9 protein-coding genes are annotated in these 14,029 nt (G+C 59.8%); 1 reads left to right on the forward strand and 8 read right to left on the reverse strand.

What is annotated here, in order from left to right:
* The first annotated feature begins 91 nt into the window (after positions 1 to 91).
* On the forward strand, positions 92 to 1,669 hold the full coding sequence (locus AC6I6N_RS08345) for an alpha/beta hydrolase (RefSeq protein WP_497943406.1): 1,578 nt from the start codon (positions 92 to 94) through the stop codon (positions 1,667 to 1,669).
* A gap of 1,017 nt (positions 1,670 to 2,686) precedes the next feature.
* Here the strand turns inward: AC6I6N_RS08345 and AC6I6N_RS08350 are convergent.
* From AC6I6N_RS08350 to AC6I6N_RS08385, 8 genes are all read right to left on the reverse strand, one after another.
* Complete coding sequence (locus tag AC6I6N_RS08350) at positions 2,687 to 3,469, reverse strand: 2,3-dihydro-2,3-dihydroxybenzoate dehydrogenase (RefSeq protein ID WP_094195362.1); 783 nt, start codon at positions 3,467 to 3,469, stop codon at positions 2,687 to 2,689.
* A gap of 13 nt (positions 3,470 to 3,482) precedes the next feature.
* Positions 3,483 to 4,121, reverse strand: a complete 639-nt coding sequence (locus AC6I6N_RS08355) for an isochorismatase family protein (protein WP_125277316.1) — start codon at positions 4,119 to 4,121, stop codon at positions 3,483 to 3,485.
* Between the two features lie 14 nt (positions 4,122 to 4,135).
* The gene (locus AC6I6N_RS08360) at positions 4,136 to 5,341 is read right to left on the reverse strand and encodes an isochorismate synthase (protein ID WP_125277317.1); all 1,206 of its coding nucleotides are present in this window, start codon (positions 5,339 to 5,341) and stop codon (positions 4,136 to 4,138) included.
* A 69-nt stretch (positions 5,342 to 5,410) separates the two neighbouring features.
* On the reverse strand, positions 5,411 to 6,808 hold the full coding sequence (locus tag AC6I6N_RS08365) for a Vgb family protein (protein WP_497943407.1): 1,398 nt from the start codon (positions 6,806 to 6,808) through the stop codon (positions 5,411 to 5,413).
* Positions 6,809 to 6,905: 97 nt separating this feature from the next.
* A complete protein-coding gene (gene entS / locus AC6I6N_RS08370; RefSeq protein WP_094195366.1) occupies positions 6,906 to 8,156 on the reverse strand; it encodes an enterobactin transporter EntS in 1,251 nt (416 codons plus the stop codon).
* Between the two features lie 3 nt (positions 8,157 to 8,159).
* A complete protein-coding gene (locus AC6I6N_RS08375; RefSeq protein WP_497943408.1) occupies positions 8,160 to 12,083 on the reverse strand; it encodes an amino acid adenylation domain-containing protein in 3,924 nt (1,307 codons plus the stop codon).
* Positions 12,084 to 12,104: 21 nt separating this feature from the next.
* Positions 12,105 to 12,350 carry a phosphopantetheine-binding protein gene (locus tag AC6I6N_RS08380; protein WP_108728279.1) on the reverse strand — a complete coding sequence of 82 codons (246 nt, stop codon included), beginning with the start codon at positions 12,348 to 12,350 and terminating at the stop codon, positions 12,105 to 12,107.
* Entirely contained in the window at positions 12,347 to 13,993 is a 1,647-nt protein-coding gene (locus tag AC6I6N_RS08385; RefSeq protein ID WP_497943409.1) for a (2,3-dihydroxybenzoyl)adenylate synthase, read from the reverse strand. The genes AC6I6N_RS08380 and AC6I6N_RS08385 overlap by 4 nt, the downstream gene beginning before the upstream one ends.
* Positions 13,994 to 14,029: the final 36 nt, after the last annotated feature.

A 14,029-nucleotide genomic window follows, 5' to 3' on the forward strand; every position in this document is an offset into this window, starting at 1 on the left:
GTCAGCCAAGGGGTGCGCTGATTATTTTTGATCGTATACTGCCTCTTGGTACTGGGATTGTCCTGCGGCAAACCGGCGTTTAGGAGGATGTATGTTGCGCGCACCTGTTGTTGCTGTATTGATGGTGGGAATGCTCGGGTCGGCTTGGGCGGCTACGCTGCCCTCGGCTCAGGGTGAGGTTCAGCCGCACGAACATCATGAACGCATACTGAGCTTGCAGCACAATGATCTGGTGCAAGGCAGTTGGCAGCACAGTGGTGATGTGATGCTGGAGCTGTTCGGCCCGGATGGCAAGGCGATTCGTCATTGGGCGGATGCCCCGAAGCGAGGTGGTCCTTTTGGTTTTATTGCCAGCACGGCGGGCGAGTATCGTTTGCGTGTGCTGGGGCAGGGCGAGTACCAGTGGCAGGTGACATCCGTCACGGCGCCTCAAGCTCCCGTTCAGGCCGAGCCTTTGCAAGGTGATGTGATCCGTCAGTGGAGCATGCGTTTGCGGGCGGGTGAGTCGTCCCGCGGTTTCTGGGACTATGTGCAGCGTGTCGGCTCGCCTTTGGTGGAACGCTACAGCAATACACATGATCGCGTCACGTTTGTCTGGCGCGGGGCCCAAAACGAGGTTCGTCTGCATGGTGGCCCCTTCTCTTATAGCGATCGCATGCATCGTTTGGGCCAGTCCGATATCTGGTACATCACCTACGATTTGCCGCGTGATGCCCGCTTTGCCTATCGCATGGCACCGGATGTGCCTTATGTAGGCCAGAATCTGGCGCGTGAAGTGTTGCGTGCGGCCTTGCAGCGGGATCCTCACAATTTCAGGGTGTTGCCGGAGAACAGCAAGGATCTGTTCGATGGCGATTCGGTCTTGCGTTTGACGCAGGCACCGGCCCAGGTGGTGAATCTGGAGCCGCAGCAGTTGGGGCAGGGGCAATGGCGTACGGAACGCTTGCCCAGTGAGGCTCTGGGTGTGGAGCGGCAGGTGCAGATTTATCAGCCTGCTGGTACTCGGGCTCAGGAAATTGATCACACCTTGATTTTGTTTGATGGCCGTGACTATCGGGATTTGGCGCGCGCGCCTGCCATGCTGGATTCCTTGATTGCGCAGGGGCGTGTGGCGCCGATGTGGTTGGTCCTGGTGGACAATCCAGGCATGGCGGAGCGTGCACGCGAGTTGCCGCCGAATGAGGCTTATATTCAGTTTCTGGAAAAGGAGCTGATGCCTTGGTTGAATGCTCAGGGTGTGCAATCGACAGCAGCCAAGACGGCGATTGGTGGTTCCAGTTATGGTGGTTTGGCTGCCATGCATGCGGCCTGGCGATTGCCGCAGTTGTTTGGCAATGTTTTGAGCATGTCAGGCTCGTTCTGGTGGGCTCCCGCCGGTCAGGCGCGCGGGCAGTGGCTGACGCGGCAGATGGCGGACTCGCCTGCTGTGCCAGTGAAGATTTACATGAGTGCTGGGGTATTTGAGTCCTCTGGCTCCAGCCGGGATGTCAGCCTGGTGCAGGCTAATCGCCATTTGGATGATGTGCTGCGGGCGCGAGGGTATGACGTGCGTTACGTGGAAAGTGCGACGGCACATGATTTTGTGGCTTGGCGGGATGCGTTGGCGTTGGGGCTGGAGCATTTGTTTGGGATTGAGCAGGGTGAGGTTCCGGCTGAGGAGAAGAAGTAGCTGCATCTGGACTTAAGCTGTGAGGGACGGGCTACATACAGACAGGCTCAGGAGAGTGGACCGGGGGCTGTTCGGGTCGGGGCAGGCTCCGGCTGGGCTGAGCGTTTGCTGGTGCTGCGCACCAGTCCCCTTGGCCTGAGATTGCTACGGGCGGGGCCTGAACTCGCCGGGTACTTGGTCCCCCGGACCAAGTACAAGCGTCCGACTCGAACAGCAGGCCCCTTGCATCCCTACGCAATCTCAGGCCCGCGGCAAGCACTCTGATCCGCCCCGCCTGAGCCTGCCCCGACCCGAACAGCATGGCAGCCGTGCTCTTGAGTGGACCGGCTTTCAACAGTCGTTGGTGGGGCGTTTGGAATACTGGAGTTGCTCGATCTACTGCAGAAGATTTGACTGGGTTAGGGGGGGGCCGTAAGGTGTTGTCAGTAATGTGGGCTAATCTGATGCTGACCTGACCTGACCTGACCTGACCTGACCTGACCTGACCTGACCTGACCTGATTTGATCTGACTGAGTCTGGCTCCACTTGGCCACACTCCTCGTAATTCGGTTTGCTGGTGTTTTTCCTTGGCTTGGCATGCTGTGATCCGTTCTTATTGGCGTGATCACTCGTGTGGATGTGGGCATGCTGTTATCTGGAATTTTTCGTTTGGTGATTTAAAAGCCAGACGAGTCATCACGTTGGTGACTTCGGATTCAGTGTCTCAATTCATGCTTTTTTGACAGGGAAAAAGTGTCAATGTCGCTCAGGACGGGTCAGTCCTGCAAGCCGTGTTGACGGCACTATACTAAAACGGTTGAGTGACCTTGAGTACCAAGCGTTGCTGAGCCTGCTTGTAGGTCAACTTGCTCGACCCCCCGCAATTTAAAAGCCAAGCTGTAATCACCTTGGCTGTGTCGAATGCCTTGTCTCCATTGACTCTCCTTCGATAAGGAGAAAAAGTGTCAACTTAATTCAGGACGGGTCAAGGGTAATAAAAAAGGGCGGAGAATCCGCCCTTTTTTGCGTCTGGCTGTTTAGCCTTGGTCCAGTGTGGCACCGCCGTCCACGCGCAAGTCAGACAGGGTGATGTGGCTGGCGCGGTCCGAGAGCAGGAACAGCACGGCTTCAGCAATTTCTTCGGGGGTGGCAATTTTCTGCAGGGGGATGCCCAGACGGTAGTTCTCGCCGGAGCCTGCGATAACCGTTTCGCGCGAGCTACCTTGCGCCCACATGGCTTGTTGCATGGGGGTGTCGGTGGAGCCGGGGGAGATGATGTTCACCCGGATACCGTGTGGAGCCAGTTCCAGCCCCAGGCAGCGGCTCAGTTGGGTGACGGCAGCTTTGGAGGCGGCGTAGGCGCCCATGGCGATGCGGGGAGTGGCGGCGGAGTTAGAGCTGACGTTGACGATGGCGCCTTGTTTGCGCTCTATCATGCCTTTGGCCACGTTGCGACAGACGTTAAAGACGCCGGTGGTGTTGATGGCGAAAGTGCGGTCCCATTGCTCGTTACTCAGTTCGGTGATGCGGCCCATTTGCAGGACGCCCGCGACACAGGCCAGGCGCTGGATGGGGCCCAGTTTTTCCTGGCCTTGGGCCAGCGCTGCATCAACGGCATCGGCCTGGCTGATGTCGACCAGGTGGCAGGAAACCCGATCACTGTATTCGGATTGGCTCAGTTGGGTCAGGCCTTCTACATCCAGGTCCAGGGCGATGATGCTGGCGCCTCGCTCCAGCAGCAGTTTGGTCACAGAGGCGCCGATGCCACGGGCCGCGCCCGTGACGGCAACGCATTCACCTGCAAATTCTTGTGTGCTCATGTGTACTCCCTGTTTAGCGTTGCAGGCTGTCCTGGATTTCGGCGCAGGTCAGGCTGACGCCGCAGCGTTGCGAGACGTGACGGATGGCCATGTGGTGTTCTTGCAGCGAGAAGTCGGCAACGCCGTCAATGGCCAAGAAGGGCTGCACGTCTTGCATGAAGGCTTCCAGAGCGGTGGTCATGCAGCCGATGTGGGCGTAGACGCCGGTGATGATCAGTTGGTCGCGGCCCAGGTGACGCAGTTGCTCGCGCAGGTCGGAGCGCTGAAAGGCGCTGTAGCGCCATTTGGTCAGCATGATGTCCTGTTCGGCCGGTGCCAGCTCGGGCACGACGGCTTGTTGAGTGTGAAATTCGGTGGCGGTCAGGCCAGGGCCCCAGAAGTCGTTGAGCAGGGCACGGTCTTTCTCGGGCTGCTCGGTAGGCTGGGCGGTGTAGAACACGGGAATGCCCAGCGTGTGGCAGACCTCGCGCAGGGCCGTGATGCGTTCGATCAACATGGGGATCGGAGCCTGGCTCATATCGTATTTCTGCAGAAAGTAGGTCTGCATATCGTGAATGAGCAGGGCGGCACGATTGGCCTGAGGCCGCCAATTGACGCGGTTGGCTACGGGGGTTTGAGGCAGCTCGTAGCTGGGCAAGGCGTGAATGGTCATGAACCGTGTCTCCGTTAAAGAGTGATGTTTTGTGCCAGACCCAGGGAGTTGATCAGGGTCATGAGTTTATTGCCGGTTTCCTGACGCTCCAGGGCAGGGACGGAGCCGTCCACAATGCCAGCGCCAGCCGATAAGGTCAGATTTTGCCGGGTGTAGTGGCCGCAGCGGATGGCCACGGCCCATTCGCCGTTGCCTTCGTGGTCGTTCCAGCCTATGGCACCCGCAAAGTAGCCGCGATCAAAGACCTCGGTGGCTTCGATGGCCTGCATGGCGGGCTGGGTGGGCAAACCGCACACGGCCGGTGTGGGGTGCATGGCCAATGCCAGTTCCAGAGAGGTGACGGATGGGTCGCGCAAACGGCCACTGATACGCGTGGACAGGTGCCACAGATTGGCGGTGCTGGTCAGGCTGGGGCCGTCGGGCACGTCCAGGCAGTCGCAGAACTGGGACAGGATGCGTACTACGTCCTGGATCACGTAGGCATGTTCACGCAGGTCTTTGCTGGACGCCATCAGGGTTTCTGCGCTGGCCTGATCGCGTTGCGGATCGGCAAAGCGCGGGGCTGTACCTGCCAGCGGGTTGACGGTAACCAGATCGCCTTGGCGGCGCACCAACAGCTCGGGGCTGGCTCCAAAAAACAGATCTGGGTCTTGGGCCTTGCCACCTGGCAAGGGCAGGGCGTAGGTGTAGCCAGCCGGATTGCTGTGGAGCATATTGCTCAACACAGTCTGACGGTCCAGGGCTTCGTTCAGCGTGATGGTCACGGTACGGGCCATCACGGTTTTGGAAATGTTCTGTTCGCGCATCGTTGCCAGGATGCGGCTGACGCTGTCTTCGTAGCCCGCACCGTTGGGCAGCAGGCTTTGGCTGGCAATGCTGTTGCCGGATTTGGCCAGCGGTGGGCGCTGGACCGGGCGCAGCAAGACGGGATCGCGTCGGTATTCCTTGGGCACGCGTAAATAGGCTTCGCGGGCCGGGTTAAAGGGAATCACACCCAGTAGCAGGGGGGCGTCCAGACCTTGTTGTGCGGCTTGTGACAGCAAGGTCTGGGCATCTGACAGCAATTGTCCTTGGGCATTATGGGTATGCCGCTCCAGTGCCGTGCCGTGTGCCATCAAACTGACGGTGGGAGAGGCAAATACGCTGCTGTCGGCCCGGTAATGCCTTAACCATTCTTCAATGGTGGCGGGGCGGACTTGGTCGGCTATACGGCTGTTCATAGGAGTCCTTTTTAAGGGCAAGGGTTTTGCCTTTGCGCCCCTTTTTATGAAAGGGGCGCGTCAGGCGGCTTACTTCAGGTGGATACGAGTGATACGGTCAGCAGTCTGGTCATCCTTACCTTTGGATTTGTTGACCAGGTAGGCATTGCCGTCGCCATCCAGGGAAACGTGGTTGGGGAAGCTGCCACCGTCCAGGTTGGCAACGATTTCGCCCTTGCCGTTCACGGCGGTCACGGTGCCCGCACCACGGGAGGCCACGTACGCCAAGGATGTCTTGGGATCGAAGGCTACGTTCAAAGCGCCAGCGCCGATTTTGATGTCGTGCTGGACGGAGCCGTCTTTGGCGTTGACGATCAGCAGGTTGTCGCTGCCCTGGGAGGCCACGTAGATTTGTCCGTTTTTGCTATCCACGGCCACACCGGCCGCGCCACGTGAGCCTGGCAGGGCATAGACGGTCTGAGCATTGCCGTCTTTAAGGTCGATGATAAGCAGCTCATTGGTGCTGGCGCTGACGGTGTACAGACGGCCATTCTCGTCATCCAGGGCGAGGCTCATGGGGCTGAGCTGGCCGCGAGTTTGGGATTTCAGTTCGATGGGGTCCAGTGTCGCCAATTTCTTCGTGTCAAAAACAGAAATCAGCTTGGAGCCGGGCGAGGAGACATAGGCGCGTTGGTTTTTCTGATCCACTACAACGTCACGGGCGTGGCTGGCGGCACCATCCTCAAACTGTTTCACCAGTTTCAGGTCTTTTTGACTGTAGACCGCGACTGTATTACTGCGGGTGTTGGTGACCCAAACATGGCCGCGCGCATCGTCCACGTCCACGCCATAAACAGCTTGAACCTGGCCATCATTGCGGCTTTGTTGAGCGGCGGGGGTCACGCTGGCTTCAACGGCCAGGGTCTTGGGGTTAACTTTGAGCAATTGCGATTGCTTGACGGGTGGACGGCCCACGGCAGAAGTCACGAACAGCACTTTGTTCTTGGGGCTGTAGGCGCTTTGGTACAAGCCGGGCACCAGGTGCTGGGATTGCAGTTCAAATTTGTCCTGACCGCTCAGCTCAACTTTAGGGGAAACCTTCAGGTTGAAGATGCCAGCGGTCGATGGTTTGCTGACCTGCATGACCACGGGATGCACGCCAACGGCGGCTTCGGCTGGAATGGCAAGGGTGGTGCTCAGATTACCTTCCTTGTCAGCAACCAGCGCTTTGGGGGTCAGGGTGTGGCCGTTTTGCAGCAGAATCACTTCCTGGCCGGGCGTAAAACCACGGCCTGCCAGTTGAGCTTCGGTGCCTGCGTAGACCACGCCAGCAGCATTCATGGAACCACGGAAGTCAGCGTCAGGCTGGTCAAAGGCAGGAGCCGCAAAGGCGTTGGCCAGAGACAGGGACAGGACGGCGGCGCTCAGGCCGGCCTTGCGTAGCAGGGCAGCGGGGGTACGACGAATGCAATTGACATTGATTAGCATCTTTTAATCCTAAATAAAAGTTCGGTCGACAAGACGGTCCATGTAGGAGCTCTTTCTACAGGCGTGCAGCAGGCGTGGATAGAACAAAATCGAGATGTCAGGCATGGGGTGGGCCATCCTGTTTGCGGGCTGACCGCAGACCTTGATTGAACACGCCGAAACCACCTGCGACCGCAGCGCAAGCCAGACCACCGACGGCCACAGCGACTGCCGGTCCAAGCAGGCGGGACAGATAGCCCATTTGCATATTGCCCAGGGCCTGGCCCAGGGAGTATTGCGTCATCCACAGACTGGAAACACGGCCCAGCAGGTAATCGGGGGTGTGGTGCTGAACCAGCGCCATACGCATGATTTTGGAGATGGTGTCGGCTGCGCCCATGATGGCCAGGCAGATCAGTGCCCACCATAAGGTGGTTTGCAGGGACAGGGCGGCAACAGCCAGACCCCAGATCAGTACGGCAAGCACAATGGCGGCACCGGGACGGGACACTTGGCGGCACCAGCCACTGGACAGGGCAGCCAGCGTGGCACCTACCGCCGGGGCGGCGTAGAGATAGCCGGTGGCGGTAGCGCCCATGTTCAGAATGGTGTCGCCCCACTCGGGCATCAAGGCCAAGGGCGTGGCCAAAATCAAGGCGGCCAGATCAATCAGCAACAGGGCGCGCAGCAAAGGGTGGCTGGCTACAAAGGCAAGGCCATCGCGCAGGGATTGGAAGGCGTTTTTCTGGGGCTGCTTGCCCGCTTGCGGAGGCAAGGGCGGCAGAGCGCGCAAGAGCAAAGGGGTGACAATGACACCGCACAGCACGATCACGTAGCAGAAAATCAGGCCAGGGCCAGAGATCAGAACGCCTGCCAGTGCGGGGCCGATAATGCCGCCCAACTGCATGGCCAAACCGGACAGGGCAGCGGCAGCGGCCAGCTTGTCTCGACCGACCAGGGCCGGGGTGGCCGACATCATGGCCGGCACGCTGATGCCGCCCGCCGCGCCACCAATGGCTGCAGCCACATAGATTAGCCAGACCTGCGGGTTGGGCAGCAGCGTATTGATCAGGAACAGCAGCACGCTGAGGATGTAGACACTGCGCGACCAGACCATCAGACTGCGCCTGTCCATGCGGTCGGACAAGACACCGCCCGCAATCAGTGCCAGCACCATGGGGGTGGCCATGGACACGTTCAGGAAAGCAACGGCCACACTGGATTTGGTCAGATCATAAAGCTGTACGCTGGCAGCCACCATCAACATGCCGGTGACCAGCACCGTGGCAGCCCGAGCGAAGTAGGCAAAGCGGAAGGCTCGGCTTTCGATCAGCGGCGAGATATCCAGAAAGAAACGTCTTACAGACATGGCTTATACATCGAGTTCAGGTTGAGCTTGTGCCTGTTCGGCAAAAGCCATGGCCGAGTCCATGAGCGGGGCCATGACGGCCACGGCTTCAGTACCGGTCAAATGAGCGTGCAGGCAGGCAATATCGTGCACATCTAGCTGCTCTGCATAGGGCTGCCACAAATTGGGATGCAATTGTGTGCCTGCGTGGTCCAGAGCCGCACGGAAATACAGCATGGGGCCGTCATAGACGTGATGCTCGTACAGACGCACCAGACGGTTATTGTTCTCCACCACCTGAAATACGCTGTCCAGACGCGTGTCAGGCAGTTCGGCCAGCGGGTGAGCACTGCGCTTGAGGAAGTCCACCACGCCCTGACGGGTCAGGGAAACGTCGGGCAAGCTGTCCGGATCATGGCCCGCAATATGCAGCAGCGCCTTGTAGATGGCGTTGGGTTCGGGAGCCGGTTCGTTACGCCACGCATCGCTGGGGTAGGCGTCCAGCAAGGACAACATGCCCACCAGTTGCCCGCGACGACGCAGTTCGACGGCCATGGCCTGCGCAATAATGCCGCCCACGGACCAGCCGGCCAGATGGTAGGGGCCCTGTGGCTGAACGTGCTCGATACGATCCACATACACCTTGGCCATGGCATCCAGGCTGCTATCCAGACCCAGCGAGGCGTCAGACAGCACACTGGCTTGCAGGCCGTAGACGGCACGACCTGGGGGCAGGTGACGCGCCAGCGCGCCATAGCACCAGGACAAGCCTCCGGCCGGGTGAATCACGAACAGCGCAGGCTGGTCGCTTTGTGCCGGACGCAAGGTGATGGTGGGGCCAAAACCATCGGCAGTCGTGCTGCCTGCCTGATCCAGGTGCTTGGCCAGACGGGCAATGGTGGGGTACTCAAAAATAGTGCCAATCGAGACGGCCTGACCGCGAGCTTCGCGCAGCAGCAAGGCCAGTTTGGCGGCCAGCAGCGAATGTCCGCCCAGTGCGAAGAAATCGTCGTCGGCGTAAAACGCGTCGCTGCTTTCCAGCACGGTGGCGAAAGCAGCGGCGATTTGGTGTTGAGTGGCCCCTTCCAGTGGCAAACCAGCAGAGCGTGCTTGCAAGGCCGGTACGGGCAGAGCCTTGCGGTCCAGCTTGCCGTTGGCCGTTACGGGCAAGGCGTCCAGACTGATCCAGGCACTGGGCACCATGTAGGACGGCAAGTGCTCGCCGACATACGCGGCCAGCGTGTTGTCCGTGCACTGGCTGCCTGCTTGCGGCACCCAGTAAGCCACAATCGCCATTTGACCGGGTACATCTTCACGGGCAATCACGGCGACGTGGGCCACATCGGGGTGGCGCGCCAGCAAGGCTTCAATTTCGCCCAGCTCGATACGCTGGCCACGCAGCTTGATCTGGTGATCCGAGCGGCCCAGGAAAATAATTGCGCCATCGTCACGCCAGCGGGCTACATCGCCAGTGGCGTACATGCGGTCGCCATGTAGGGCGTAAGGGTCGGGTACAAAGCGTTCTTCAGTCAGGTCCGGGCGGCCCCAGTAGCCTTGCGCCAACTGTCTGCCAGCCAGGTACAGGTGGCCGGCCACGCCCGGCGGTACAGGCTGCAATTGCTCGTCCAGAATGTACAGGGCGGTGTTCCATACAGGGAAGCCGATGGGCACAGGCTGGGATTTGTCCTCGCGCGAAGCAGGCCAGTAGGACACGTCCACGGCGGCTTCGGTTGGGCCGTACAGATTGTGCAGTTCGGCGTTTAGCAGGCAGTGGAAGCGGTCGCGGGTAGTGGCCGACAGTTCCTCACCACTGCAAAACACCAGACGCGGCGCTAGCCCACGAGCCTCAGGCTCATCCAGAAAGGCGCTGAGCATGGAGGGCACAAAGTGCAGCACGGTGATGGACTGTTCGCGCATCAGGCGGGCAATATGGGCGGGGTCGCGGTGGGCTTGTGGTGGGGCCACGACCAGGGTTGCACCGGACAGGAAGGGCAGGAAGAACTCCCACACCGACACGTCAAAGGTGGCCGGGGTCTTTTGCAGAATGCGGTCACCCGTGCCAATGCCGTAATGGGTTTGCATCCACACCAGCCGGTTGACGATGGCGTCGTGGTTGACCAGCACGCCTTTGGGGGTGCCGGTAGAGCCGGAGGTGTAGATCAGGTAAGACGGGTCATGCGGACCAGCGGCTGTCCAGGCGTCTGCACTGCAAGCCTGTTCAGGCTGAGGAACCAGCAGGGTGGCGTTCAGCGTGCAATCGGGCTGGCCAACCAGCAGGCGCGGTTGAGCGGCCTGCAAGATGGTGTTCAGGCGATCGGCAGGCTGGTCCAGATCCAACGGCAAGTAGGCGGCACCGGCTCGGTGGATAGCCAGCAAGGACAGCACCAGTTCCAGCGAGCGGGGCAGGGCCACGGCGACGATATCACCGGTCTGCACACCGGCCAGACGCAGTTGCGCGGCCAGATTGGCGGTTTGTTCGTCGATCTGGGCGTAGCTGAGCTTCTTGCCTTCAAATTCCAGGCCACTTTGTTCCGGGTGAGCCTGTAACTGGGCGTGGATCAGTGCCCACAGCGTTGTTTCAGGAACCGGGTGAGCAGTCTGGTTGACGGTCTCAATCCAGTGGTGGTGTTCCGCGTCCGTCAGCGTAGGCACAGCAGACAGGGTGTCGGCTTGCAAAGCACGCAGCAGAAACTGTTCCAGACGGGTCAGATGGGTTTGAATCTGCTCTTCGGTGTACAGACGCGGGTTGGCCTCGACTTCCAGACGCAGGCCACTGGCATCGGGCTGGGCGCGAAAGGTGAAGTTCAGATCTTCCACGGGGCCAGCGCACAGCACGGTCTGGCTGGCGGTCAGGCCTGCTTGTTCATAGGGTGCATCGAAAGGCAGGACGTTGATGATGGGGCCGTGCAGGCGGCGCATACCGCCCAGCAAGCCTAGATCACGACGTAGTTGTTCACTGCGGTAGCGGCCATGACGACGCGCCTGGCGCAGTGCCTTGGAAACCTGAACCAGGTATTGATTCAAAGGCTGGGATTCGTCGATCTGCAAACGCAGCGGAGCCACGTTCATCACGGTGGAGACGATACGGGCGCTGATATGGCCCAGACGTCCCATCCAGGGCACGCCTACCGTGCATTCGTCCTGGCGGGTGTGACGGCGCACATAGGCGGCGGTCAGGCCCGTAAGAATGTCTGGCCAACTGATATCGCTGCTTTGTGCCAATGCTTGCAGGCTGGCTGTCAGCTCGGGCTTGACGGCGCGGCGTGCCAGCAGGAAATGATGGTCGCTCAAGGCCTGGGATTCGCTCAGGCTTTGGGCGGGTTCTGCATCGTTCAAGGTGTCCAGCCAGAACTGTCTGTCTTTGCTGCGGCGCTCGCTCTCCCGATAGCTTTGATCGTCATCCTGCAAGAGGGCGAACGATTCCAGCTCATGGCCATGATCTTCATGGCCATTGAGCAAGGCCTTGTAGAGCTTGACTACCCGCGTCTCGATCAGCGCCATGCCATAGCCGTCAGCGGCCAGGTGATGGATACGCTGATACCAGAGATGGTGTTTGGGCCCCAACACAAACAGAATGTGCCGTGCCAGCGGTGCAATGGTCGGGTCCAGCGGTGTGCGCAGGTCCGCCATCAACTGGGTTTGAGCCTGTTCGGCACCGTCTGGGTGAGCGGACAGGTCCACAATTTCCAGCTGAATCGGCTCTTGCGGGCGCAGGTACTGGGCCGGGCCATCGGGTGTGTCCACCATGCGCAAGGTCAAGGCATCGGCTTCGGTCAGCGTCAGATTGATGGCCTGTGCAAACAGCGCAGTGTCCAGCGCCGAGTGGATATGGGTGCAATGCCCGGTGTTGAAAATCGGGTTGAGCGGGTCCAAACGCTGGGCGTACCATAGACCTTCTTGTGCTTCGGTCAGGGGGCGCAATGGCAGTTCGGAAGGGGAGCTAAACATAAGCGTGTTGCAGTAAGAAAATCAGCGGCCGTTTTGTTGGGCACGCTCGATCAGCGACCACCATTGGCCCAGGGTGACAACCGAGGCCATTTCGGAAAACTCGATAGGAGCGCCGGCCTCGCGCCAGCGGGTGGCCAGGGTCATGACGCGCATGGAATCCAGGCCCAGATCGATCAGATTGTCGTCGTCCAGGATGTCCTGCGGGTCTTCGTGCAACATGGCGGCAATGTCTTGCCGCATGCGTTCCAGGGTAAGGGGAGTACTCATGATGATTCTTGCGTTGTGTTTTCTAATTGCTCGCGCAACTGGGCGCGCAGTTCTTTGCGGCTGATCTTCAAGGCCGCCGTTTCCATGAAACGGTCTACAAACACGATTTGGTCCGGTACTTTGAAGTCGGCCAGACCACGGCTGCGTATCCATTTCTTCAGTTCAATCGCGCGTGGCTTGTCATCCTTGGGAATGATGAAGGCGCAACTGCGCTCGCCCAGGAACTCGTCGGGCACCGACACCACGGCAGCGTCAAAGACCTGCGGGTGGGCCAGCAGATGATCTTCAATTTCCTCGGCGGAGATTTTCTCGCCAGCGCGGTTGATGTGGTCAGTGGCACGGCCCTGAACCATCAAATAGCCTTCGGGCGTCATGCGTACCACGTCGCCTGTGCGGTAAAAACCGTCCTCGGTAAAGGAGCGGGTATTGGCCGACGGGTTGTTGTGATAGGCGCGGATCGTGTAGGGGCCACGTGTCAGCAGGTAGCCGGTTTCGCCAGGGGCGACCGGGTCACCGTTGTCGTCTACGATCAGGATTTCATCGTCCGGGCTGATAGGGCGGCCCTGCGTGTTGATGATGATGTCCTCGGGGTCGTCCAGGCGGGTGTAGTTCACCAGACCTTCGGCCATGCCAAACACCTGCTGCAAGGTCACGCCCAGCGTGGGGCGCACGCGCTTGGCGGCTTCGGCGTTCAGCTTGGCACCGCCTACCTGAATCACTTGCAGCGACTTCAGATTGGCATGGGTCTTGGTGGCCGCATCCATCCACAGCATCAGCAGTGGGGGGACTAGGCTGGTGTCGGTCACGCCTTCGCGTTCGATCAGCTCAAAGCAAACGTCCGGGCTGGGGGCGGGACTGAGCACCACTTTGGCACCGGCGTACAGCGCACCCAGAAAACCGGGTGAGCTCATGGGGAAGTTGTGTGCAATGGGCAAGGCGCCCAGGAACACGCTGTTTTCGTTCAGACCGGCAATCTTGGCGCTTTCACGCAAGGTGTAGATGTAGTCGTCGTGCGTGCGGGGAATCAGCTTGGACAAGCCGGTGCTGCCACCTGAAATTTGTAGGAAAGCCACGTCAGAAGGCTGGGCTGCTGATACGGGCACGTCCACATTGGCCGCACTGCTTTGCAACTGGGCAAGCGAGGTGTATTCCTGCGCATCGCCCACGATGTAGACCTGCTCGACATGCGGGCAGCGTTCACGCAGCTCGCGCACCAAAGGCAGATAGTCAAAACCGGCATGCGTATCGACACCGATATAGGCGCGTGCCTGGGCGGTATTGGCAAAATGCTCGACTTCGGTAATGCGGTGCGCTGGCAGGGCATACACGGGCAGGAGACCAGCACGGAACAGGCCAAAGATCACGCTGACAAATTCAGGGATGTTGGGCAGGTGTACCAGAACCCGATCACCCTTGCGCAGACCGGCTTGCAGCAGGCCCGATGCGATTTGGCTGGCGTACTGATCCAGCGCGCCATAGGTCCAGCGTTGGGTGCCGCCAACAACGGCTTCACGTTCCGGGTGGTTTTGTGCGCGCGTGCGCAACAAGGCCCCAAACGTTTCCCCTTGCCAGTGTCCGGCATCGCGATAGCGCTGGGCAAAGGCGTCAGGCCAAATTTGTTCAACAGGAATAGATTTCATCATGGTAATGAGAACTATTACATAAATAAGTAGGCTTGT

This window comes from Alcaligenes sp. LTN-3 (genome assembly GCF_059735605.1).

Coding starts and splice junctions, on each gene's coding strand:
- AC6I6N_RS08345 (WP_497943406.1), top strand. CDS start 92: ATGTTGCGCGCACCTGTTGTTGCTGTATTGATGGTGGGAATGCTCGGG.
- AC6I6N_RS08350 (WP_094195362.1), bottom strand. CDS start 3,469: ATGAGCACACAAGAATTTGCAGGTGAATGCGTTGCCGTCACGGGCGCG.
- AC6I6N_RS08355 (WP_125277316.1), bottom strand. CDS start 4,121: ATGACCATTCACGCCTTGCCCAGCTACGAGCTGCCTCAAACCCCCGTA.
- AC6I6N_RS08360 (WP_125277317.1), bottom strand. CDS start 5,341: ATGAACAGCCGTATAGCCGACCAAGTCCGCCCCGCCACCATTGAAGAA.
- AC6I6N_RS08365 (WP_497943407.1), bottom strand. CDS start 6,808: ATGCTAATCAATGTCAATTGCATTCGTCGTACCCCCGCTGCCCTGCTA.
- entS (WP_094195366.1), bottom strand. CDS start 8,156: ATGTCTGTAAGACGTTTCTTTCTGGATATCTCGCCGCTGATCGAAAGC.
- AC6I6N_RS08375 (WP_497943408.1), bottom strand. CDS start 12,083: ATGTTTAGCTCCCCTTCCGAACTGCCATTGCGCCCCCTGACCGAAGCA.
- AC6I6N_RS08380 (WP_108728279.1), bottom strand. CDS start 12,350: ATGAGTACTCCCCTTACCCTGGAACGCATGCGGCAAGACATTGCCGCC.
- AC6I6N_RS08385 (WP_497943409.1), bottom strand. CDS start 13,993: ATGATGAAATCTATTCCTGTTGAACAAATTTGGCCTGACGCCTTTGCC.